We start from the raw sequence: 23,516 nt of genomic DNA, 5'->3' as shown, positions 1-23,516 counted from the left end.
GTGCTTACCCCTTGTTTAATTTCTTCAGCAGCCGGTCTGTTTTTCCTGAAAATTGTTTGTAGGGCATGGGCATTACAGCATTGAGTGCAGGTCTTCCCCGCGTTGGTTTTAGATCTTTCCTTTATAGTAAAGAATCAAAAATAGCAGTACATTTTTGAAAACACTTGAATAAAACCGCCAAAATGAAATTCGCAAAGAAAATACGCGGTATTTATATCGAAGCGATATCAAAACTATTTCTTTCAGCCATTAAGGACCTGCTACCAGCCAGGCAGCCATTGACTGCAGCTCTGGCCGTGGTTGATGGCTGCACAAACCACTTTTGATGTGGGCATTTTAAAAAACTGACTGCGGTTATCAGTTGCTGGCTTTTACAAAGCGGTTTTTACCCTGCAGATCTTGCCTGATAACAGTAGTAAAGGCTCCTTGCTCAAAAACTTCTGCACTTGCAACCGCAAGCTCTTCATGGGTCTCCACATAAACGGCGCCATTGGGTTGCAATAGACTTCCGGAGGCTTCCGCAATTTTTTTATAAAAGAGCAATGGGTCATTATCCGGCACAAATAAAGCCAGCGATGGTTCATAGTCCAGCACATTTGGGTGCATAAAGCCCCGGTCCTTTCCGGGGATATAAGGAGGGTTGCTGACAATAACATCGACCTTCGGGAGCAGCTTCCAGTTTTCAGGATTCAGGAAATCAAGCTCAAAAAATGCTATTGCAAGCTGGCACGCAGCCGCGTTTCGGCGGGCAACTTCAATTGCTGCCTTGCTGATATCGCAGCTGAAAACGGCAGCCTGCGGCAGCTTTCTTTTCAGGATGCAGGGAATGCAACCGCTGCCCGTGCCAATATCCAGTATTTTTAATTCTTTCCGGTGTTGGTGCTCTTTTATCACCCAGTGCACCAGTTCTTCTGTTTCAGGTCTTGGTATCAGAACATTTTTATCAACATAAAACGGGCAATCATAAAACCAGGCTTCCTGCAAAATATATTGTACAGGTTCCTGCTGTAACAACCGACGTTTAATGGCTTCCAGGTATTTTTGGGGTGATCCGCCTGCTATGGTAATGCCTTTTTTTTCGTTATCATGGATGTGGTGTACAATAAGGTTCCAGATGTTCCAGGCTTCTGTTGTTTCATAAACAGCGCTGATAGCGCTTATAAATTCCTCTTGTAACTCCTGCAGGTTCATTCTGCAAACTTAATTCATTTACATTTGTAAAGTGGAGACCAATAAAGACAGAGATTATTTACAGCGTTGCTTTCAGCTGGCCTTGCAGGGAGCAGGTAATGTGGCGCCCAATCCTATGGTAGGTGCCGTTTTAGTGTATAACGATGTGATCATAGGTGAGGGCTATCATCAGAAATACGGGGAGGCACATGCTGAGGTTAATTGTATTAATAAGGCGCTGGAGCACCATGCGGAGCTGATCGGAAAAGCTACCCTGTATGTGTCGCTGGAACCTTGTTCCCATTATGGTAAAACGCCTCCCTGTGCTGATCTGATCATCCGGCACAAAATACCTAAAGTGGTCATCGGTTGCCGCGACAGTTTTGCAGCGGTGAATGGTAAGGGCGTAGAGCGCTTACAAAATGCAGGCATTACTGTTGTTGAGCACGTGCTGGAAAAGGAAGCGATTGAGCTGAATAAACGTTTTTTTACCTTTCACCGGTTGAAGCGGCCTTATATTATTTTGAAATGGGCGCAGACACGGAACCAGATTATTGCTTCAGGCACAGATACGCGTTTAATGATCACTTCTGAAATAACCAACCGCCTGGTGCACCGGTGGAGAACAGAAGAGTCAGCAATAATGGTGGGCGCCGGAACCGCAATGAAAGATGATCCTTTGCTGGACAACCGCAACTGGTATGGCAGGCCGCCGCTTAAAATTGTTGTTTCCGCATCCGGTAAGCTCCCGGAAGGTTTGCGGATGTTTCAATCCGGTGCCGACACATTTATTTTCAACACCAGAAAGGAAGAGGAGCAGAACGGAAAGCGGTTTCTGAGAGTAAGCGCTGCACAGTTCCTGGAAGACATGCTGAACCGGTTGTACCGGCTACAGGTACAGAGTATTCTGGTGGAAGGAGGGCAGCGATTGTTGCAATCCTTTATTGATGCGGGCCTGTGGGACGAAGCCAGGGTTATTACCAATACTGTTATGCTGGCACATGGCGGGCTCGAAGCCCCAAAGTTGCACCGGCACCAATTGATAAAAGTGCAACATCTGGTAACAGATGAAATAGCTGTTTATAAAAACGATAAGAACCAACTGATCAATTCTGATGGAGAAAGCGCATTATTATCAAACGATTGAAACCAGCGGCCGGGCTGAATTTAAGGACAGGGGCAGCCGGTTTATTGCGTATACTTACCCGGTTAAGAATACAGATGATTTTAAGAAGATACTGGCAACTGTAAAAAAGGAACATCCAAAAGCCAACCACCATTGTTTTGCCTACCGGCTGGGAACAGATGGAACGATTTTCCGGTCCAGTGACGCCGGTGAACCTTCCGGAACAGCCGGCCGGCCGATCCTGGGACAGATCGACAGTAAGAACCTGACAGATATCCTTGTGGTGGTGGTACGGTATTTCGGAGGTACCCTGCTGGGAGTGCCCGGGCTGATCAATGCGTATAAATCAGCGGCTGCAATGGCTTTGCAGGTAACCCCGGTAGTACGCAAGCCCATACTGGAAAAGCTGAACCTGCAGTTTGATTATACCCAGCTGAACGAGGTCATGAATATTCTTAAACAATTTGACTGCGTGGTATTGAAGCAGGAGCTGCAATTATTCTGTTCTATGGATATCGGCATACCTAAAAACCGGTTAACGGAAACCCTTAACCGGCTGAATGATGTCAGGAACCTGAGCTTAAAGGAAACTACTTCAGATTAGCAACTACTTTCTCTTTTTCAATATAGCCCAGGTGCGACCACAGTAAATTTCCTTTTTGATAAATATGCAGCACTGGCAGGGCATCAATATGAAGCTCCTTTGCCAGCTTTTCGTTTTTATCTGCATCAATGCGCAGCACTGTAACTGTAGCTGCCATTTCGTTTGCAATTTCCATCAGGTAGGGCGCCATTTTTTTACAGGGGGCGCACCAGTCCGCATAGAAATCAACCAGCACCTTTTTACCGGAGCCGATGGCCTTATCAAAATCAGCCCTGGTCAGCAGGTCTTTCTTTCCTTCCCGCTTTTCTTCCGGAAGCCCTGCTGCGCGCCATTTCATCATGCCGCCCTCCATTTCATAGACCCGGGTAAACCCATGCTGCCTTAAGAACCCGGCAGCTTTGGCACTTCTTCCGCCGCTAAGGCAATATACATAGGTAGGCTGGTCTTTCGGCAGCAGGTCCGTTTTCTTTGCAAAAGCGGAATCATTCCAGTTAATATTGATGAACCCGGCCACATGCCCGCCAGCATATTCTTCCGGTGTACGGACATCAATAAGATTCTTTGCAGTGCTGCCTGTTACTTCTTTATAAAACTCCTGTACAGGTAATGCAGCCTGTTGGGCACTGCTCACAAAAAAGGAAGCCAGTAAACACAGGAGCGTAAAAGATCGTTTCATCAGTCTGTTCATTTTAAGATCCATTTTAATGAAACAGGGATGCCCGCTTTTATTTCCTTTCCGGTAGCGGTTAACAACCCTGTTCTTTTATTGACTTTATAGATGGTAATATTATCGCTTTTCTGATTAGCCGCCAGCAGCCAGGTGCCGGAGGGGCCGATCGTAAAATTCCTGGGAAAATTTCCGTTGGTAGACTGTGTGCCAGCAAATGAAAGTTTTCCGTTTTTCCTGTTGGCTTTGTAAATCTCAATGGTGCTGTTGCTGCGTTGGGAAACGTACAGGAATTTCCCGTTGGGTGAAAAATGAATATCCGCACCGGCGGCTTTACCCTTTTCAGCTTTTAGCTGGTCTTCTGTTTGCAGTAGCTGCAGTTTTCCATTGGTAAGAGCATAAGCGCTTACGGTTCCTCCCATTTCGGTAACGTTATAAAGAAACCGCCCGTTCTTTGAAAGGGCTATATGACGGGGGCCGGTGCCCGGTGTTGTGTTCGTAATAAAAGTGGCTGCCGTATCCACTTTTCCTGTGGCAGCATCAAAAGGGTAGGAAGTGATCTGGTCTGTACCTAAATCGCACACAAATAAAAAATGATTGTCCGGTGAAATGGTGGTGCTGTGCACATGAGGTCCTTCCTGGCGGCTTGTATCCGGCCCGTGACCTGCATGTTTGATGAACTGGGATAAGGGGCCCAGAGAGCCATCCGGTTGTATGGCATAAATAGAAAAACTGCCGCTTGAGTAATTGGAGCAGAATAGCCACCTGCCGGTCTGGTCCAGCTCCAGATAACAGGGATCATCGCCCAGGCTTTCTACCGTGTTCAGTAATGAAAGCTGTTTGCTTGCAGCATCAAAAGCAAAAGCGCTTATTTTTCCGGCTGCTGTTTCATTGACCGAATACACTGTTTTTTGATCTTTTGCCACCACCTGGTAGGAGGGGTTGGTGGTGGAAATCATGCTCACCTGTTCCAGGCTGCCATCCTGTTTGTTAAAACTATAAATATAAATGCCTTTACTGGTGCTGTTATTATTGGTATAAGTGCCCACTACCAGGTATTGTGCTAATAAGGGATTGGTCATTGTAAATAAGAAAGAAAGCCATAAAGCTAAGATCGGTTTCATCCGTATGATTTTATGTTGACAGGCAAACCTACAGAAAAGCTATTTATTGCAGATAAGTTTTTTTCTTATGATGGATAGGGAATCGTCAAAAGTGAAAAGTGAAGAACGAGGGAAGAATAAGGACCGGCAAGCAGAGAGTGGTAGGTAGTGAATAGCAAGCGGGCAACATCGCACAAACTGACAACTGATAGCTAATGACCGACAATTGAAATATCAACGCACAAAAACTGGTTTGAAATTTGCAAAGTGATCCTGTAAAGAATTGGAACAGCCCTGTTGAAAACAGCATGTATCCTGTGCTGATTTATCTGTTTTTTAACAAATAGCATGCAATTTTGTTATTCATTCTACCTTCTTTAGAATAACAACAGGATTGAGTGTTGGGAAAAATTAAATAATCAAAACCCGTCTGCCACAGAGCAGGCAATTAAAATCAACTACCATGAAACGGATTCTTACTTTTTCACTGCTTGCCGTTTTGGCAACCGTAATTTTTGCTTCTTGTTCAAAACATGATCATTGGGACGATGATGATCCTGGTAATGAATATGCCTATGTAGACGGATTTTATGATGGATACCCGTTTTGCATTGTACAATATGGAATTGACAATACCTATGGCATTGTTGAAAGCAAATACATGGAAGACCCGCTTGCTGATCATGATGAATTGTATGGCAATTTTTCTGAAGATATTGGGTTTCACTATATAAAAAATATCACTCAGAATTTTAGAACACAAATGAAAGTTAGAGAGAATGGCATTTATAATTCAGTTGATGCTAATGCAGCACTTAATGATTATTGTGATGAATATGATGCTGCAATGGGATATAGTAAAAAAGCCAATCGGATACTTATTAAAAATCAAAAAAATATTATGCGGTCAGCAAATACTACGAATACTATTAAATAGAAACTTTTTTAGTCCGTTCCCTATGGAGCCGTCTCGTAAGAGCGGCTCCTTTTTTGTTGCTATAATTTCTTCGTTTTCCTAGCTGCTTTTCAAATGTATCTAGTCTTTTAATTGGCTTTGTATAAATCACCTTCTGGGTCCTGAAGAAAGAGTATATTCATAATTAAAATCTTTACTTCCCATAGGTACACCCATGGCTGGTATTCTATTTATGCTTTATATTCAATTTAAATTTTGCTGTTATTAAAGAGATTCCATATGAAGTAGTTCCATCTCTATTGCTTATTAACAGTGATTGTGTTGGAACACTTGCATCAGTTTTATATACTTCCCATGTTGGGTATTCACCAAATTCTGAACCTCCTCCATAATGGGATCATACTTCAACACGCTGTTAATGACAAGTGCTGTAAGTTATTGGAGATGAATCTACATAAGGAGCATCATCCGAATTGCCGGATCCGACCGAAGTTTTGCCCCAAAAGCAAAACAAGCGGAGGAACTATTTCACCGAAGGTAATCTCTGCTATTACAGAGATCCTTCGGAACGAAGGGTCGGAATCGCTATGCTGCGTCGGGGATAACTATTAATCTTTCAAAGAACTTAAACCCTGTTTATTTGAGGCTCACATAGCATTTGTTTTAGCAACTTACTTGACATTTTAATGAACCTGCTTACCGCAGACAGGCTTAGTTTTTCACTTTTGAGCACTAAACGATTGTCGAAGAGAAATACCTGCAAAGGCAGCATTGGTCTACTGATACTTCTCCAGCCGGGTATAAGTGGAATCCAGTTTTCCGTTGGTAAAGATGAGCGTTGCCCAATAGCGGTTTTAGGCCCTTTGTAATGATCGATCCTGCCTGCGCCCTGCAGCGCATTTTGCAGCGCCCTAAAAACTGCATTATTGAAGTCCCGGCGGGGAAGGGCAAAAGCTAAAAAATTGCAGGGGATAATACTGAAGCCCCGTAGGGGCGACCTGTCGTTATTCTGAAACTATAACGGCAGGGTGGGCTGCTTACAAAGACTGTACAATACGGTTGTATAACTCCTCATTGCTCAGCGTTTCCGGCCGGAATTTTTCCCCGATCACTTTTTCATACAGTTCAATATAACGGTTGGAGATGGTCTGCACCCATTCATCGCTCATCTCCGGCACCTGCTGTCCCTCTTTGCCCATAAAATCATGAGCGATCAGCCATTCCCGCACAAACTCCTTGCTCAACTGTTTTTGTTTTTCGTTTGCTTTCAGCCGTTCTTCAAAACCATCGGCATAAAAATAACGGGAGCTGTCTGGTGTATGGATCTCATCCATCAGGATAATTGTACCATCGTGCTTTCCAAATTCATACTTGGTGTCTACCAGGATCAGCCCTCGTTTTGCAGCCAGCTCCTGCCCCCGCCGGAACAGGGCCAGCGCCAGTTGCTCCAGATGCTGCCACTCGTCAGCAGTAGCCAGTTCCTGCTGAATAATCTCGTCTTTGCTGATATCCTCATCATGGCCTTCAGCCGCCTTGGTGCTGGGGGTGATGATGGGAGTGGGGAAGGCTTCATTCTCCTTCATCCCTTCCGGCAGCGGTACCCCGCACAGGCTTCTTTTACCGGACTGATAGGTGCGCCAGGCATGCCCGGTCAAATGTCCGCGTACCACCATTTCAATTTTGAACGGCTCACACAGCAGCCCTACGGAAGCATTGGGAGCCGGCACTTTCAGCAGCCAGTTTTTACAGATATCCCTGGTTGCGTTCAGCATATAGGCAGCGATCTGGTTCAGCACCTGCCCTTTGAAGGGAATGGGCCGGGGCAGGATGACGTCAAACGCTGAAATGCGATCAGAAGCGATCATCACCAGCCGGTCATTATTAATGGTATAAACATCTCTTACTTTGCCCCTGTAAAAAGCGGTTTGCTGTGGAAACTGGAAATTAGACATGCTGCGAAAATAATCAGGCTTTGAGGTATAACAACCCGTTGACCGTAAATTTTTTTTGATGCAGTAATAAAATAATACAAAATAAATTTCCGAATGATGCTAACAAGTGTTATTTTAACATCCGGAATTACAAAACCATTGTATTTTATGCGACTATTGACCCGATTATTTGCCATGGGGATCTTGTTTACCCTGTGCTCAACGGTTGTATTTGCCCAGTCAGTTTCCGTTAGCGGTACTGTTAAGAGCAGTGAAACCGGCGAAGGCATCAACGCCGCTTCTGTAACCGTTACGGGTGGTACCACAGGAACCTATACAAAGCCCAATGGAAGTTTTGAGCTGAAGGTGAACGCATTGCCTGTTAAACTGACTGTATCTTCTGTAGGCTATGAAGCGCTGGAGCTAACAGTATCTGATGCCACGCCTGTAGCGGTAAGCCTTGTTCCCAGAAATGTACTGGGCCAGGAAGTGGTGGTTGCTGCCAGCAGAACATCAGAACGGCTTATTGAATCACCCGTTACCGTGGAGCGGGTAAGCACCGCGGCTATTCAAAACGCGCCCGCTGCAGATTATTATGATGTGGTGGCCAGCCTGAAAGGGGTAGACGTGGTAACTTCCTCGCTCACTTTTAAGACCCCTACCACCCGCGGTTTTATGGGCAGCGGTAATCTTAGGTTTAACCAGATTGTAGATGGAATGGATAACCAGGCCCCGGGGTTGAACTTTTCTGTGGGCAGTGTTATTGGAACCACGCAACTGGATGTTGAAAGCATGGAACTGTTGCCCGGCGCTTCCTCTGCCTTATACGGCCCGGGTGGAATGAACGGTACGCTGGTCATTAACAGCAAGAACCCGTTCCGCTATCAGGGATTATCATTTGAGTTAAAAGAAGGCGTGATGCATATGGGAGATGATGCCCGGGGAGCCTCTATGTTTAACAATTATGCATTGCGCTGGGGACAGAAAGTATCGGATAAATTCGCCTACAAAATAGCTGCAGAATATACTTCTGCAAAAGACTGGGTGGCGCAGGATTACCGGAACTATCAGCGCATTGGCACGGATGGCAGGCCCATTCCCGGTTCCCGCCAGACAGATCCCAATTACGATGGTATTAATGTTTATGGAGATGAAACCACGGCTGATCTCCGGCAGGTACTGACCGGAATTGCGGGGCAGGCACCTTTTCTGGCATCCTATATTAATACGTTAACCGGAAGCCCGATCAATGTATCACGTACCGGTTATAACGAGGCAGATATTATTGATCCCACTACTAAAAACTTTAAATTAAGCGGTTCCGTCAACTGGAAAATTACTCCCAATACGGAAATGATCCTGGCCGGCAACTGGGGAACCGGGAATACTGTTTATACCGGCAGCGACCGCTATTCTTTAAAGGACCTGAAGATGGGGCAATACAAGCTGGAGCTGGTGAACAGGAACTGGTTTGTAAGAGCCTGGACCACGCAGGAAAATGCAGGAGAGTCCTTTAATGCAACCGTTACCACCCGCTTAACCAATGAAGCCTGGCTGGCCAGTGGTGGCGCTACCGGCTGGTACGCGCAATACGGCCAGGCCTACCTGAATGCAAAACTTGCGGGAATGAGCGACCCCGATGCGCATACAGTTGCCCGAGCCTTTGCAGACAGAGATCGCCCTGATGCCAACAGCGCTGTGTTTAAGAGGATGTTTGACAGTGTACGATCTATTCCCATTTCAAAAGGAGGGGGGCTTTTTGTAGATAAAACCGATCTGTACTCCGTAGAGGGGCAGTATAATTTTTCGCATATAACCGGGAAGGTCGTTGATCTTTTGGTAGGAGGTAATTATAAGCGGTATGTTTTGAACTCAGAGGGAACGTTATTTGCAGACTCAGCAGGTACCATTCCTATTAATGAATATGGAGCTTATGTACAGGCCAGCAGGAATATAGGCGATGTGGTGAAGCTGACTTTCGCAGGGCGCTATGACAAGAATCAAAACTTTAAGGGGCGTTTTACGCCAAGGGCCACGGCCGTATTTAAAGTGGTGCCCAATAATAATATCCGCTTCAGTTACCAGACGGCTTACCGCTTTCCGTCTACACAGCAGCAATGGATCAACCTGAATGTGGGCGGTAATACTATGCTGATAGGCGGGCAGCCTCAGTTCTGGGATTTTTATAATTTCAGAACCAATAAGGTGTATTACCTGAATGAGCTGGTCAATAATAATCAACTGGTGCCTTATGATTTTGTAAAATACAAGCCGGAAAGTGTTTCCAGTTTTGAACTGGGTTATAAAGGATTACTGGCCGATGATCGTTTAATGGTGGATGTTTATGGCTACTATGGCCAGTACCGGAACTTTTTGACCCGTACTTTGCTGGTTCAGGGTAAGGAAAATGAACCACCCACACAGGCCACTGCTTTATCGGATAATATCTATTCTGTGCCTACCAATATCCAGGACAAAGTAAAAACCTATGGTTTTGGCGTTAGCCTTGATTACCGGCTATACGGGAATTTTATGCTGGGCGGCAACCTTTCTTCAGACCGTTTGTCTGACCTGCCTCCGGGCTTTGTATCCTTCTTCAACTCACCCAAATACAGGACCAACTTAAGTATCTCCAATACGGGCTTTGGATCAAAGGATCGCTTTGCCTTTAATATTGCCTACAGGTGGCAGGATGATTTTTATTATAACGGTGATTTTGCAAACGGCCAGGTGCCTCATATTAATGTAGTGGATGCTCAGGTAAGCTATAAGTTGCCGGAGGCTAAATCCGTCATTAAGCTGGGCGCCAACAACCTGCTGAACCAGTATTATGTAAATGCTATAGGAAATGCGCGTGTTGGCGGCTTGTATTATATCAGCTTTGGCTACAACGTGTTTTAATTTTTTAAAAATCGGTTTATGACATTCTTTCCATTCATCATAAGATACAGTGTTGCCAGCCTGTTGCTGCTTATTTTAATATGTTCCTGTAACAAGGATGTACAGCAGTTCCCGGATATAATGCCGGCTGATACCAGCAGCCAGCCCGGCCTGGCAGCAACAATTACAGCCGATGCTGATTACAGCCTGTACAATGAGGTTATAAAAAAATCGGGCTATTCAGATACGTTGAACAATAAGAAAATGGCGATGACGCTGTTTGTGCCCACGAATGCAGCAGTAAAAGCTGCTATTAATCTGCTCAGCGGCGGTGCGGTGCCGCTGGATGCGCCGGATGCAGTGTTTACCGGGTTTATACAAAGTGCCAATTTCCCTGCAAATTTGGCAAACGGGCTGGTAAAATATAATACAGTTCCGCAAAGTGTGGACGTAACCACGCTTTCAGCAACCGGCTTTAATTTTATGTATCCTACAATGATCAATCCAGCTCCACAGCTAAGCGCGCTGGCCCGGCTGTCCGTTTTCCTGTCAAAAACAGGTACATTCAGCTATGTGAATAATGTGCCGGTAACAGGAGCAAAAAAGGAAGCCGGCAACGGCGTTTATTATCCAACGGGCGCAGTAGTAATGCCGCCACAACGAGTATTGTGGCAGCGTATCAGCGAAGCACCGGATCTCACTTATTTAAAGGCTGCAGTGGAAAGGGCCGACAGCGGCCTGAACGCGCAGGACGCAAAAGACCCTGAAAAATCAATGGTTGCGTTATTTTCATCGTTTGGGCCCAATATTACCTTATTGGCGCCTACTGACGCCGTATTTAAAACAACGCTTACAGGATTGATCTACCAGAAGTTGGCACTGGCTGGCGTTCCTGCGGCAGCGGCAATTGAGCAGGCAACGGCGATTGCTTCTACTCCTGCTGTATTTACCAACCCGACAGTGATCAACATTTTAACGGCCCAAACTATAAGAGGATTGCTGGCGTATCATATAGTTGGCGCCACTTATTTTACCAACAATTTCCCATCCGCAGAAACAGATATACCCACACTCTTAAGCCTGGCTTTAGGCGCTGAAGCCCCGAAATTGAAAATCAGGGCAAGTTTTACTGGTCCGTCTGTAAGCACCCTTACCGTTAAAGGAGCCGTGAATCCTGCGCCAGCGAATGTAATCATCAACCCGCTCCCTGAACCGAATGGCTCAAGTGACCAGTTTTATGTAAACGGAACGTTGCATAAAATTGATCAGATCCTGTTGCCATTGCAATTATAGATCATCGCTTTTATGTATTAAAAAAGGTGTCTCATCAAAATATGAGACACCTTTTTTTAATCTTAATTCCTGCCGGGGATTAACCGAAAATTCCTTTTCTTAAACTGCGCACACCTTCACCAATTTTAAAACCGTTGTGGTACACTTCAATTTTATAGTCACCCGGAATAAAACCATCGGGGTTCTGGATCGGGAAGGACACTCCCTTGCGGGTGCCCTGCTCATATTCAACAGGAACTTTTGCTGTAAAATTCCTGTCGCCATCCTGGCGTGTGGTCATTGAGCCGGAAGACAGTTGTGCATTTTGAATAACATTGCCTTTGGGGTCTGTAACAATCACATAAAGGTCGGCCGGGCCGGAAGTAGTGATCCGGTTTTCAACATTAAAGGAAACACGTAAAATATCTACCCTGCGCGCAAAGCTGGTTTCCTTTTCCTTTCCGTTTTTCTTTTCTTTTAAAGGGGTGATCGTCATTCCTGAGGCGGATAGGGTACTTCCTACATCCACTGTATTGGCCAGGGCATCATTTTCTTTTGTTCTTGTGTCCAGGTTCTGGCTCAGTACATCTTTTTCCTGTGTAAGATGGGTGTTCTTAGCAGTCAGTTCCTGGTTCTCGCCTCTTAACTGTGCCACCTGTGCTTCCAGTTTTCCGATCTGGCCGTTTAATTCGCCAATCAAATGACGGGCTTTCTGCAGGTCAGAAGCGGTAGCGTTTTTATCGTTCAGGATTCTTGTAATTTCAGCCTTACGGCTATCGATCTCTTTCTGTAAAGCTGTCTTTTCTCCCTGTAAACTGTTATTGGCTCCGGTTATTGAATCCAGGCGCATTTCAGCAAGGTTAAACATTTGCCTTAAAGAGTCTGACTCTGACATGGCCGTTGCAACCTCAGTGCTGCTGCTTTCAGAAGAGCCAGGCGCCGAAGGCGAATTTTTGCTCCAGAGGATATAGCCCCAGGTGCCTAATAGTGCTGCCACCAACAGGCCGATCAATACATTCCTGCCAGTGTTGTTGCTATTGGGCGTTCGGGAAGATGGACCGGAACTTTGCGAAGATGCAGATGGATAATTCGTGTTTGCCATAATTCATCAAAATTTTAATAATAATAGTTTTATGTGTTATAGATACCCCAAACAATATATAAAAAATAAATATGTATTGGATGTCATTTATCATAGGAAACACAAATTATGCCAAAGGATCATTTGCCTGAAAACATATGCGCTTTTATATAATATTTACAAATTGTTAAAAACACTATCTTGCAATTCATGAGCGTTGAAAAAATTCTGAACGACTGGAATAAAAAGGTTTATAAACCAATTTATTGGCTGGAAGGAGAAGAGGATTACTATATAGATCAGCTGGTAAACTATGCCGAAGAAAAGATTCTTAATGAAAGTGAGGCTTCCTTTAATCTTACTGTATTTTATGGTAAGGATGCTAACTGGGCAGACATTGTAAATACCTGCAGGAAATATCCTATGTTTTCAGACAGGCAGGTGGTTATTTTAAAGGAGGCCCAGCAACTGAGGGAAATGGAAAAGCTGGAAGCCTACTTCCAGCAACCACTGGCTTCCACTATTTTTATTGTTGCCTATAAGGAAAAAAAATTAGACGCCCGGACAAAGTTTGCAAAACTGGTAAAAGAAAAATCAGAATTTTTAAGCACCAAAAAAATATACGACAGCGCTCTTCCTGAATGGGTGACCACGCTGGTTGCAAAGCTGGGATTTGATATAACGCCTAAAGCGGTTATGTTGCTGGTAGATCATATCGGCAATGATCTGGCGCGTATTGAAAATGAAGTGCAAAAGATCCTCATCAACCTGAAAGGCCGCAAATCCATCACAGAAGAGGATATTGAAAACTATGTAGGAATCAGCAAGGACTTTAATATTTTTGAGCTGCAAACGGCTATTGCCTTAAAAGATCTGCCCAAGGCCATCCGTGTTATACGGTATTTTGGCGATAACCCCAAGGCGGCACCTATTCAACTGGTGCTGCCGTCTCTTTATGCTTTCTTCAGCAAGGTGTTTATGATCCATGGTGCTTCAGGGTCTGATGACACCATTGCAAAGCAGATCGGCGTTCATACTTATTTTTATAAAAGCTATGCGCAGGCTTCCAGAACCTATGGCTACTTAGGCGTGGAAAAAATACTGTTGCTGTTGCATCAATACAATCTGAAAAGCATTGGAATCAATACGGTAAGGGTAGATGATGCAGAACTGCTCAAGGAAATGGTGGTGAAGATAATGCTGTGAGCCGGGAGCTCAGAATTGAGATTTCTGTTATCAGTGTTATGTTCTGAAAAGGCGGACCCATTTGTTTGTTAACAAATGTTGTTTCTATATTCAACGAGCCTTCTGACAGCGGCAGCCCCTCTTTTATTACTTACCTGCCCGTTCCTTTAGGCGGGTTTAAAATTTCTTACCACTTATTTCAGCGATCAGCATTGAAATTTCGGACTGTATCAACTGATTGCTAAGAACTGACCAGTGATAACTCAATCCTCCCTTACGCCTTCTCCAATGCCTGTTCTATATCATAAATAATATCATCAGGATGCTCCAGCCCAACTGAGATCCGGATCAGCCCGGGGGTAATTCCTACTGCCAGCTGATCTGCCAGTGGCAGTTTTGAGTGGGTGGTGCTTGCGGGGTGAGAGGCAATGCTCCTGGAATCGCCGAGATTGGGTGTTAAGGATAAAATTTCCAATGCATCCATGAACTTCCGGCCGCTTTCCAGTCCGCCGGCCAATTCAAAGCATACAATGCCGCCGCCTGCCTTCATTTGTTTTATTGCAATTTCATATTGCGGGTGGGAGGGAAGGAAGGGATACTTTATCCATTTTAACTTGGGATGCTTTTCAAAATGCCGGGCTATTGCCAGTGCGTTTTCGGAATGCCTCCGGATGCGCACATCCAGCGTTTCCAGGCTTTTTGAAAGCACCCAGGAATTGAACGGGGACAGGGCGGGACCGGTGTTCCGGCAGAATAAGTAAATATCATGGATCAATTCCTTTTTACCTACGATCACCCCACCTAAAACACGTCCCTGCCCGTCGAGCCACTTGGTTGCAGAATGGATGACGAGGTCGGCTCCAAAATCAACAGGTGTCTGTAATACGGGAGTTGCAAAGCAGTTGTCTACATTGTAAATAATGTTGTGCTTTTTAGCCAGTTGGCCCACCGCTTCCAGGTCTATCAGCTCCAGTTGGGGATTGGTAGGCGTTTCCAGATAGATCATTCTGGTATTGGGCTTTATAGCAGCCTCCCAGGCAGTGATATCGCCAGCCGGCACCAGGGTATACTCAATGCCAAAACGGGGCAGGAACTTTGTAACTACCGTATTGGTACCTCCAAACATGGAACTGCAGCATACCAGATGATCACCGGCTTTCAGTAATGCAAAAAAGGACATTGACACGGCAGCCATACCACTGGCTACGGCAAAACCGGCTTCGGCACCTTCCAGCAAAGCCATCTTATTGGCAAATTCATCTACATTAGGGTTACTGTAACGGCTGTAAATATTGGCTTCCACTTCATCGGCAAAAGCAGCCCGCATGTCTTCAGCTGTGTTGAACGCAAAACTACTGGTCAGGAACAGGGGAGCAGAGTGCTCCATCTGGTGGGTCCGCTCCATCTGAGCACGTACCGCCAATGTAGACGGGTGTAATTTTCTATCACTCATTAATAAAAATTCTTAAACTATAAAAAACGGATCTGCTTTTAGCAGGGAACAATCAGGAAAGATCATTCCGGTTAAAAACGGGTCTGGTTTGCAAAACTAAAGGAATGCAAAGGATTATGCGTTGTGAATGATCACTTTTGTATCAATGGCAGCTCCGGCTTTTGTAAGCGTAACGGCCACTGAGCAGTATTTATTCATTGATATTTCTACTGCGCGCCGGGCTTTGCCTTCATCAACTTTACCTGAAATCTCAAAAACCATTTCAATATGTTTCCATAAGGAAGGCTCAACCCCCGGTTCTCTTTCGCCTGTTACCGTAACTGTATAGTCTGTAATCTCCTGGCGTTGTTTTTTTAATATACTGATCACATCAATGCTTGCACAACCGGCAAGGGCATTTAACAAAACCTGCATGGGACGGGCGCCGTATTCTGTTCCGCCCATTTCCGCGTTGGTATCCAATTTAATAACAGTGCCATTTTCATTTACTGTATCAAATCCATAATCCCCTTTTACTCTTTTTAATACAACCTTTGCCATCCTGTTTCAATTTAAGGGCCAAAATTATCTCAATTTTAGCATCTTTCCTAATCAGTCAGTTCTAAATTATCAATCAGGCGCACCTCACCCAAAAACGCAGCTACCAGACCGGTAAGTGGAGTATGGCCGTCCCAGTTATCAACCGCTTCCAGGGTCTCACTTTTTACAATGGTAACATATTCCGGTCTGAATCCTTTTTCTGTCAGTTGTTTGGTAGCTGCATTCAGCAGGGAGGTAAGATCGCCTTTGGCAATATGCTTCTTTAGGAACCTCAATGCTTTATAAATAGCAGGTGCTTTTTCTAACTGTTCGGGTGTTAACCTTGTATTCCTGCTGCTCATGGCCAGCATGCCAGGCTCCCTTAAGGTGGAAACAATATTCATCCGTATCTTCTTAAAATCAGGAGTATTATTGATCAGGTGGGCAATTACCCGGGTTTGCTGCAGGTCTTTTTGCCCGAAAAACACTTCGTCAGGCTTTATGATCTCAAACAAACGGCTGACCACATCGGCTACTCCCTGGAAATGCCCGGGACGGTATTTCCCTTCCAGAACAGATTCAATGGCTCCCAGTTGAAACTGCTTTCGCATGCCGGTACCCTCCGGATAAATCGTGGCTTCATCCGGGTAAAACAGCACATCACAGTCGTTCTTTATAAGCAGATCAATGTCCTTTTCAATGGTCCTGGGATACTTTTCCAGGTCTTTTTTATCATTAAACTGGGTAGGGTTTACAAAAATACTGCATACCACAAGATCACATTTTTTGCGGGCCGCCTGTATAAGGCTGATATGCCCCATATGAAGGGCACCCATGGTGGGAACAAAGCCTATTTTCTTGTTTTTTTTATGTAAAACAGCAATAAACTGCTGAATATCATCTTTCTTTTTAAACAGGATCATTCTGCAAAATAGAATATTAGCATCAAATTATAAGCCTGTTTGCCTATAATAATGTAACTTTGCACACTTTAAAAGTTTCTAAGACATGTCAGCAAAGAAAAGAATCTTATTTATAGCCAATGAAATGTCACCCTATCTTGAATTGACAGAATTCTCTGAAACCGTTAATAAACTTGCTATTAAAGCTAACGATAACAATTTTGAGGTACGTTGCATCATGCCGCGTTTTGGCAGCATTAATGAACGCCGCCATCGGTTACATGAGGTAGTAAGACTTTCGGGCATTAACGTAACGGTTGATAATGATGATATGCCTTTGCAGATTAAAGTAGCCTCTTTGCCAAGCGCCCGTCTGCAGGTCTATTTCCTGGAAAATGAGGAATTGTTCAAACGTAAGTTCCTTTTTCATGATGAAAATGATAAATGGTTTGAAGATAATGATTTAAGAACCGTTTTTTATTGCAAGGGCGCCCTGGAAACAGTTAAGAAATTTGGCTGGTCGCCGGATGTAATCCATTGCAGCGGCTGGATGACGGGGTTAATTCCCTTTTACCTGAAAACCGTTTATAAAAAGGAGCCGGTTTTTGCGCACAGTAAAATTGTGTATACCATTGGCGAAACGACTTTTAAAGAGAAGCTGGGAAAAGGATTCATTTCCAAGGCACTGATCCATCCTTCTCTTAAAGAAAAAGACCTGGAAGTATTTAAAGACGGAACGAACGTTGCCCTTATGCGGGGTGGCGCTACTTTTTCTGACGCCATAACCTTCGGATCTGCAGAGGTGGATAAAAAGCTGGTTGCAGAATTTTCGAAAGTACGCGGTAAGAAGACCCTTTTGTTTAAGGAAGATTCTGATTTAACAGAGTATTTACAACTCTATCACGATCTTGCGAGCTAATTTTTATATAATCAGGCTATTAAATTCAATATTTTCTGTGAAAAGAACGCTTTTATTTGCGCTTAGCATTACCACGCTGGTTGCTGTTATATTCCTGTTTTCCTGTAGTAAAATCAACATGGCTACGGAGCTCGGCAGGAACGTACTGCCTCCTATAGATAATGTGCATACTTTTGATACGACCATTGATGTGGTGACCACTAACGGCCAGTTTGCACTGGATGCAGACACATTCAGAACCGGCGTGGCCTTTTACCAGATGATGGGTAATATCGGCAATGATCCGTTGTTTGGTAAAACCAATGCGCAATTATACCTGCAGTTGTCACCCACAGGATATCCTTTCAAAAATGTTCCCGGAAAACTGTACCTAGATTCAGTGATCCTGGTATTGAAACACAGTTTTACTTATGGTGATACACTGACTCCCCAGAATATTCAGGTATCTGAAATTGCCCAGTCTGCCGATTTCAGGGCCGACTCCAGCTACCAGTTATCACAAACCTTTCCAACGGCGGGTGTGCTGGGTTCCGTAATGGTTACCCCCAGGAATCTTGCAGACAGTTTCCAAGTGATCAATTATCCTGATACTGCCAGCACAGCACATGAGATCCGTATAAGGCTGGATAACAGCTTCGGGCAACGGCTGTTGTCTTATGATTCTGCCGGTGCCAGCGCACCCTATCATAATGATTCTACTTTCAGAACTTATTTTAAAGGTTTTGCTATTCAATCAACCGGAGGAAACGGGCTGATGGCTATTGAACCCACTACCAGCTCTCCTGATGCTTCCGGCAGCCAGACACGCCTGCTGGTGTACTACCGGTATGATGATCCTGGTACTGCCGGTAAAATAGATACCAGTTATGCAAGCATTACCTTAGGCAGCTCCGATGCCGTGGCCAGCGCTATTCAGCGCGATTATTCCGGCAGTCCGGCAGAGGCTGCTGTTGCGGATCCTTCACCCGCACAGATGCTGTTCATTCAATCCACCCCCGGTACCTATGCCTCTGTTCAGATTCCGGGCCTGAAAGGCTTCCCGAACAGCGTGATACACCTGGCGGAACTTCAGATGGAGTCTGTTTATGACCCGTCAGATACGGTGTTCAGTCCGCCTTCAGACCTGTTCCTGGATGCATATGATTCAACGCTGATGAGTTATAAACTAATGCCTTATTGCTTCCCGGTCACATCGCAGATATCAAGTGATGGGCTTTCTTATGTTTATTCAATTTCCGGAGTGAACGGCTTTTATAGCGTGCCTTCCAGTGGCAGCAATCAAACGTATTATTATACAAAAGATCCGGCGGGCAATACTGTAAAACAGTGGAGGTTCAATTTAACCCCCTATGTGCAGAAGCTGGTAAATGGCATTGTTCCGCTGTACAATATGCGGTTGTATGCCCCGGCATATACCGCTTTGCGGATAGGGGATGTGGATGGCCCCTATGCCCAGATCACACAGCGGCTTTCGTTCCCGGTTTCAGCAACCGGCCAGCAGATTTATGTGCCCGCCTGGGGGCGTGTACGCCTGGGTGGGGGAGATCATCCTTCGCAGCGGATGAAGCTCCGGATCGTTTATTCGAAACTTTAAGTTTATATTTTATTTAAAAGACAACGGGTGCTATATTTGCACCCGTTAATTTTTGTAGACTTTTTAATAACCCAATCGTTTATGCCTTATTTGTTTACTTCCGAAAGTGTGTCTGAAGGGCACCCCGATAAAGTGGCGGATCAGATCTCTGACGCGCTTATTGATAACTTTTTAGCGTTTGACCCGCAGTCGAAAGTTGCCTGCGAAACTTTAGTGACCACAGGTCAGGTTGTTCTGGCCGGGGAAGTAAAATCAAAGGCCTACCTGGATGTTCAGAATATTGCCCGCAGCGTAGTCAGCAAGATCGGCTATACCAAAAGCGAATATATGTTTGAAGCCAATTCCTGCGGAGTGCTTTCAGCTATACATGAACAGTCTTCTGATATTAACCAGGGCGTTGAACGCCAGAAAAAAGAAGACCAGGGCGCCGGCGACCAGGGAATGATGTTTGGTTATGCCACCAATGAAACAGCCAATTATATGCCACTGGCACTGGATCTGGCGCACACCCTGCTGATTGAACTGGCAGCATTACGCCGGGAAAACAAAAAGATTACTTACCTGCGCCCCGATTCCAAGAGCCAGGTTACCTTAGAATATGATGATCAGAACAAACCGGTTCGCATAGAGGCCATTGTAATTTCTACCCAGCACGATGAATTTGATACAGAAGCAAAAATGCAGGCGAAAATAACAAAAGACGTAAAAGAGATCCTGATTCCCCGTGTAATTAAAAAATACCCTCAATACAAACATTTTTTTAATAACAAGATCAAGTACCATATCAATCCAACCGGCAACTTTGTAATTGGCGGTCCTCACGGAGATACCGGTTTAACGGGCAGAAAGATCATTGTAGATACCTATGGAGGAAAAGGGGCTCACGGTGGCGGAGCATTCAGTGGAAAAGACCCCAGCAAAGTAGACCGTTCTGCAGCTTATGCAACACGTCATATTGCCAAGAACCTTGTTGCGGCAGGGCTTTGCGATGAAGTGCTGGTACAGGTTTCTTATGCGATCGGTGTAGCACAGCCTACCAGCATTAACGTGAACACTTATGGTACCGCAAAAGTTGCTTTAACAGACGGAGAGATCAGCAAAATAGTAGAAGGATTGTTTGATATGCGCCCTTATTTTATTGAGCAGCGCCTGAAGCTGAGAAACCCTATTTACAGTGAAACTGCAGCCTACGGCCATATGGGTAAGGAACCACAAATAGTAGAAAAGGTTTTTGTAGCTCCCGACGGTAAAAAAGTGACCAAAAAAGTAGAATTGTTTACCTGGGAAAAACTGGATTATGTAAACAAAGTAAAAAAGGCTTTTCAATTGAAATAGCAGTAATCTTTATATTAAAGGAACCGGCCCGACCCAGGCCGGTTTTTTTATGATTTTGCCGCCGTTTTCAGCCGGAAATACCTGTTGATAAAGGAATTCAGGCCGTGGATAATTATCAGAAAAAACAGGGTACCGGAATCGGAAATACGGCCTGAAAAAGTTAAATTTGCACGTAGCGCGTTTTGCACTAATTTGAATGATTTAGAATAATTTAATGGAAGAAAATTTAGAACCGCAAGGCACACAGGATGCAAACCGCATCATTCCTGTAAATATTGAAGAACAAATGAAAACGGCCTACATCGATTATTCGATGTCCGTAATTGTTGGCCGTGCTTTACCTGATGTAAGAGATGGTTTAAAACCGGTTCACCGCCGTATTCTGTACGCCATGAATGAACTGGGACTAAACGCCAATAAACCCTATAAGAAATCGGCCCGTGTGGTAGGGGAAGTATTGGGTAAATACCACCCGCATGGCGATAGCTCTGTTTATGATGCTATGGTGCGCATGGCCCAGGACTGGAGCATGCGGTACACCATGGTAGACGGGCAGGGTAATTTTGGTAACCAGGATGGCGACGGGCCCGCAGCAATGCGTTATACAGAGGTGCGTCTTCAGAAGCTGGCAGAGCATATGCTGGATGATATTGAAAAGGATACCGTAGACTTTCAGCTGAATTTTGACGACTCAGAAAAAGAACCGGTAGTACTGCCTACCAGAATCCCTCAATTACTGATCAACGGATCCAGCGGTATTGCGGTAGGTATGGCGACCAACGTAATGCCGCATAATCTTTCTGAAGTGATCGATGGCTGTGTTGCTTACATCGATAATAACGATATTACTATTGATGAACTGATGCAGCATGTAAAAGCGCCCGATTTCCCCACCGGCGGCATCATTTACGGGATGGAAGGGATTAAGGCCGGCATGCATACCGGCAGGGGAAGAGTAGTGCTGCGGGGTAAAGTACGTGTTGATACCAAGCCCAGCGGCAGAGAGCAGATCGTTATTTCTGAAGTGCCTTATCAGGTAAACCGGGATGCGCTGACAAACCGCATAGGCGAACTCGTTAACAATAAGATCATTGATGGCATTGCGCACGTAAACAATGAGTCTAACAAAAAGGAAGGAACACGTATTGTTATCGACCTGAAACGGGATGCGATTGCCAATGTGGTCATTAACCAGTTGTATAAGAATACGGATCTGCAAACCTCTTATGGTATCAATAACGTAGCCATTACCAGGGGGCGGCCCAAAGTAATGAACCTGAAAGAGCTCATCAGCGAATTTGTTGAGTTCCGTCATGATGTGGTGATCCGCCGCACACAATTTGAATTAAAAGAGGCAGAAAAGCGGGCGCATATTTTACAGGGATACCTGATTGCCCTGGATCACCTGGATGAGGTGATCCGCCTGATCCGTAATTCACCCACTCCTGATGTTGCAAAAGATAACCTGATCAACGCTGGCTGGGGCATTGATGAAATTCAGGCTAAAGCCATACTGGAACTGCGTTTGCAGCGTTTGACCGGAATGGAACGTGAAAAGATCAAAGCCGAATATGACGAACTGATGGCCCTGATCGCCCATTTAAAAGAGGTACTGGCCAATGAAGCGATGCGTTTCGATATCATTAAAAAAGAGCTGACAGAAATAAAAGAGAAGTTCGGAGATGCGCGTAAATCAGAAATTACTTACCTGGATAATGAAGTTTCCATAAAAGACCTCATAAAAGAAGAAGATGTGGTGATCACTATATCGCATCTGGGTTATATAAAACGTACTCCGGCTGATGATTATCGTGCGCAGCGCAGGGGCGGCCGTGGTGTAATGGGTGGAAAAACACGTGATGAAGATTATATCGAGCACCTGTTTGTAGCATCAACACATCATACGCTTTTATTTTTTACAGAAAAAGGCAGATGCTACTGGCTGAATGTTTACGAAATACCCGAAGGTGAAAAAACAGGTAAAGGAAGGGCTATCCAGAACCTGATGCAATTGCCTCCGGATGATAAGATCCGTGCCATCATTGATGTGAACGATCTCAAAAACGAAGAATTTGTAAATAAGCACAATATTGTGCTCTGTACCCAAAAAGGTGTCATAAAGAAAACCGCGCTGGCAGACTTTAGCCGGCCGCGGTTAACTGGTGTGAACGCGATCACTATTAATGAAGGCGATCAGTTATTAGAGGCAAGAATGACGGACGGGAACTGCGAAATTATGATGGCCGTAAAAAGCGGGCGCGCTATCCGTTTTTCTGAAGAAAAGGTAAGGGCTACAGGCCGTGGCGCCATAGGAGTTGCCGGAATTGAAGTGGATGATGAAAAAGATGAGGTGATCGGGCTGATCTGCCTGGCGGTGGATACCCAAAAATCGGTGCTGGTAGTAAGTGAAAAAGGATATGGAAAACGGACAAAAGTGGATGAATACCGTTTTACCAACCGGGGCGGAAAAGGGGTTAAAACCATCAATGTTACTGAAAAAACAGGCCCGCTGGTAGGGCTTTTGGATGTAGATGAAACCCAGGATCTGCTGATCACCTGTAAAAGCGGCATTACAATACGGATGCCGGTAAGTGGTATCAGCGAGCTGGGAAGGGCTACCCAGGGTGTAAAACTGATCCGCCTGGAAGATGACGACCAGATCGCAGCCATAAGTAAGGTAGATGAGCAGGAAGAGCCTGAAGAAGGCACAGTAAGCCAGGATACGGCAGAAACAGGTACATCTCCGGAAGCAATTACCGGTTCATATACAACTGAAAAGGATACAAATGCATCTTCTGAGGAGGAAGAAAAAGAAAATAATGATGAAAAACAGGGAAATTAATGTCCTGATGCGGCAAT

18 protein-coding genes are annotated in these 23,516 nt (G+C 44.9%); 10 read left to right on the top strand and 8 right to left on the bottom strand.

Translation table 11 applies throughout. The features are described from left to right. Positions 1-357 precede the first annotated feature (357 nt). Positions 358-1,191, bottom strand: coding sequence for a peptide chain release factor N(5)-glutamine methyltransferase (gene prmC / locus A8C56_RS09855; RefSeq protein ID WP_067755186.1), 834 nt, complete (start codon positions 1,189-1,191; stop codon positions 358-360). 31 nt (positions 1,192-1,222) lie between these two features. On the opposite strand from prmC, the gene ribD reads away from it, so the two are divergent. Further along, a complete protein-coding gene (gene ribD / locus A8C56_RS09850) occupies positions 1,223-2,317 on the top strand; it encodes a bifunctional diaminohydroxyphosphoribosylaminopyrimidine deaminase/5-amino-6-(5-phosphoribosylamino)uracil reductase RibD (RefSeq protein WP_067755182.1) in 1,095 nt (364 codons plus the stop codon). Next, positions 2,286-2,900: a YigZ family protein gene (locus tag A8C56_RS09845; RefSeq protein ID WP_067755179.1), complete on the top strand. Its 615-nt coding sequence runs from the start codon at positions 2,286-2,288 to the stop codon at positions 2,898-2,900. The genes ribD and A8C56_RS09845 overlap by 32 nt, the downstream gene beginning before the upstream one ends. On the opposite strand, the gene A8C56_RS09840 is transcribed toward A8C56_RS09845, so the two are convergent. Then, positions 2,887-3,576 carry a thioredoxin domain-containing protein gene (locus A8C56_RS09840; RefSeq protein WP_067761835.1) on the bottom strand — a complete coding sequence of 230 codons (690 nt, stop codon included), beginning with the start codon at positions 3,574-3,576 and terminating at the stop codon, positions 2,887-2,889. The two genes, A8C56_RS09845 and A8C56_RS09840, sit on opposite strands and share 14 nt — an antisense overlap. Before the next feature lie 8 nt (positions 3,577-3,584). Then, positions 3,585-4,691 carry a lactonase family protein gene (locus A8C56_RS09835; protein WP_067755176.1) on the bottom strand — a complete coding sequence of 369 codons (1,107 nt, stop codon included), beginning with the start codon at positions 4,689-4,691 and terminating at the stop codon, positions 3,585-3,587. Positions 4,692-5,133: 442 nt separating this feature from the next. Between A8C56_RS09835 and A8C56_RS09830 the strand changes: the two genes are divergently transcribed. Further along, positions 5,134-5,607: a hypothetical protein gene (locus tag A8C56_RS09830; RefSeq protein ID WP_067755173.1), complete on the top strand. Its 474-nt coding sequence runs from the start codon at positions 5,134-5,136 to the stop codon at positions 5,605-5,607. 1,016 nt (positions 5,608-6,623) lie between these two features. Here the strand turns inward: A8C56_RS09830 and A8C56_RS09825 are convergent. Further along, a complete protein-coding gene (locus A8C56_RS09825) occupies positions 6,624-7,538 on the bottom strand; it encodes a phosphoribosylaminoimidazolesuccinocarboxamide synthase (protein ID WP_067755170.1) in 915 nt (304 codons plus the stop codon). A 93-nt stretch (positions 7,539-7,631) separates the two neighbouring features. Here A8C56_RS09825 and A8C56_RS09820 point away from each other — a divergent pair, with 93 nt between their 5' ends. Together A8C56_RS09820 and A8C56_RS09815 are read left to right on the top strand one after the other, a co-directional pair. Further along, entirely contained in the window at positions 7,632-10,418 is a 2,787-nt protein-coding gene (locus A8C56_RS09820) for a TonB-dependent receptor (protein ID WP_245645824.1), read from the top strand. Positions 10,419-10,436: 18 nt separating this feature from the next. Then, entirely contained in the window at positions 10,437-11,690 is a 1,254-nt protein-coding gene (locus A8C56_RS09815; protein WP_084490145.1) for a fasciclin domain-containing protein, read from the top strand. Positions 11,691-11,769: 79 nt separating this feature from the next. Here the strand turns inward: A8C56_RS09815 and A8C56_RS09810 are convergent, their stop codons facing one another. Continuing rightward, positions 11,770-12,771: a hypothetical protein gene (locus tag A8C56_RS09810; RefSeq protein ID WP_067755161.1), complete on the bottom strand. Its 1,002-nt coding sequence runs from the start codon at positions 12,769-12,771 to the stop codon at positions 11,770-11,772. A 189-nt stretch (positions 12,772-12,960) separates the two neighbouring features. Here A8C56_RS09810 and holA point away from each other — a divergent pair, with 189 nt between their 5' ends. Beyond that, complete coding sequence (gene holA / locus A8C56_RS09805; protein ID WP_067755158.1) at positions 12,961-13,956, top strand: DNA polymerase III subunit delta; 996 nt, start codon at positions 12,961-12,963, stop codon at positions 13,954-13,956. 253 nt (positions 13,957-14,209) lie between these two features. On the opposite strand, the gene A8C56_RS09800 is transcribed toward holA, so the two are convergent. The 3 genes from A8C56_RS09800 to panC form a co-directional block, all read right to left on the bottom strand. Next, positions 14,210-15,388, bottom strand: a complete 1,179-nt coding sequence (locus tag A8C56_RS09800; RefSeq protein ID WP_067755155.1) for a trans-sulfuration enzyme family protein — start codon at positions 15,386-15,388, stop codon at positions 14,210-14,212. Between the two features lie 114 nt (positions 15,389-15,502). Next, complete coding sequence (locus A8C56_RS09795) at positions 15,503-15,928, bottom strand: OsmC family protein (RefSeq protein ID WP_067755152.1); 426 nt, start codon at positions 15,926-15,928, stop codon at positions 15,503-15,505. A 47-nt stretch (positions 15,929-15,975) separates the two neighbouring features. Further along, on the bottom strand, positions 15,976-16,830 hold the full coding sequence (panC, locus tag A8C56_RS09790) for a pantoate--beta-alanine ligase (RefSeq protein ID WP_067755149.1): 855 nt from the start codon (positions 16,828-16,830) through the stop codon (positions 15,976-15,978). 85 nt (positions 16,831-16,915) lie between these two features. Here panC and A8C56_RS09785 point away from each other — a divergent pair, with 85 nt between their 5' ends. The 4 genes from A8C56_RS09785 to gyrA all read left to right on the top strand — a co-directional run bounded on the left by A8C56_RS09785 (position 16,916) and on the right by gyrA (position 23,499). Further along, positions 16,916-17,728 (top strand): glycogen/starch synthase, encoded by an 813-nt coding sequence (locus A8C56_RS09785; protein ID WP_067755146.1) that lies wholly within the window; start codon positions 16,916-16,918, stop codon positions 17,726-17,728. A 37-nt stretch (positions 17,729-17,765) separates the two neighbouring features. Continuing rightward, positions 17,766-19,322: a DUF4270 domain-containing protein gene (locus A8C56_RS09780; RefSeq protein WP_157097941.1), complete on the top strand. Its 1,557-nt coding sequence runs from the start codon at positions 17,766-17,768 to the stop codon at positions 19,320-19,322. Positions 19,323-19,403: 81 nt separating this feature from the next. Continuing rightward, positions 19,404-20,657 (top strand): methionine adenosyltransferase, encoded by a 1,254-nt coding sequence (gene metK, locus A8C56_RS09775; protein WP_067755140.1) that lies wholly within the window; start codon positions 19,404-19,406, stop codon positions 20,655-20,657. Positions 20,658-20,871: 214 nt separating this feature from the next. Next, positions 20,872-23,499 carry a DNA gyrase subunit A gene (gene gyrA / locus A8C56_RS09770; RefSeq protein ID WP_067755137.1) on the top strand — a complete coding sequence of 876 codons (2,628 nt, stop codon included), beginning with the start codon at positions 20,872-20,874 and terminating at the stop codon, positions 23,497-23,499. Positions 23,500-23,516: the final 17 nt, after the last annotated feature.

The organism is Niabella ginsenosidivorans, from assembly GCF_001654455.1.
In the GTDB taxonomy this organism is placed as follows: domain Bacteria; phylum Bacteroidota; class Bacteroidia; order Chitinophagales; family Chitinophagaceae; genus Niabella; species Niabella ginsenosidivorans.
This window is presented reverse-complemented; position numbering and strand designations above follow the sequence as displayed.

Coding starts and splice junctions, on each gene's coding strand:
- prmC (WP_067755186.1), bottom strand. CDS start 1,191: ATGAACCTGCAGGAGTTACAAGAGGAATTTATAAGCGCTATCAGCGCT.
- A8C56_RS09845 (WP_067755179.1), top strand. CDS start 2,286: ATGGAGAAAGCGCATTATTATCAAACGATTGAAACCAGCGGCCGGGCT.
- A8C56_RS09840 (WP_067761835.1), bottom strand. CDS start 3,576: ATGAAACGATCTTTTACGCTCCTGTGTTTACTGGCTTCCTTTTTTGTG.
- A8C56_RS09835 (WP_067755176.1), bottom strand. CDS start 4,691: ATGAAACCGATCTTAGCTTTATGGCTTTCTTTCTTATTTACAATGACC.
- A8C56_RS09830 (WP_067755173.1), top strand. CDS start 5,134: ATGAAACGGATTCTTACTTTTTCACTGCTTGCCGTTTTGGCAACCGTA.
- A8C56_RS09825 (WP_067755170.1), bottom strand. CDS start 7,538: ATGTCTAATTTCCAGTTTCCACAGCAAACCGCTTTTTACAGGGGCAAA.
- A8C56_RS09820 (WP_245645824.1), top strand. CDS start 7,632: ATGATGCTAACAAGTGTTATTTTAACATCCGGAATTACAAAACCATTG.
- A8C56_RS09815 (WP_084490145.1), top strand. CDS start 10,437: ATGACATTCTTTCCATTCATCATAAGATACAGTGTTGCCAGCCTGTTG.
- A8C56_RS09810 (WP_067755161.1), bottom strand. CDS start 12,771: ATGGCAAACACGAATTATCCATCTGCATCTTCGCAAAGTTCCGGTCCA.
- holA (WP_067755158.1), top strand. CDS start 12,961: ATGAGCGTTGAAAAAATTCTGAACGACTGGAATAAAAAGGTTTATAAA.
- A8C56_RS09800 (WP_067755155.1), bottom strand. CDS start 15,388: ATGAGTGATAGAAAATTACACCCGTCTACATTGGCGGTACGTGCTCAG.
- A8C56_RS09795 (WP_067755152.1), bottom strand. CDS start 15,928: ATGGCAAAGGTTGTATTAAAAAGAGTAAAAGGGGATTATGGATTTGAT.
- panC (WP_067755149.1), bottom strand. CDS start 16,830: ATGATCCTGTTTAAAAAGAAAGATGATATTCAGCAGTTTATTGCTGTT.
- A8C56_RS09785 (WP_067755146.1), top strand. CDS start 16,916: ATGTCAGCAAAGAAAAGAATCTTATTTATAGCCAATGAAATGTCACCC.
- metK (WP_067755140.1), top strand. CDS start 19,404: ATGCCTTATTTGTTTACTTCCGAAAGTGTGTCTGAAGGGCACCCCGAT.
- gyrA (WP_067755137.1), top strand. CDS start 20,872: ATGGAAGAAAATTTAGAACCGCAAGGCACACAGGATGCAAACCGCATC.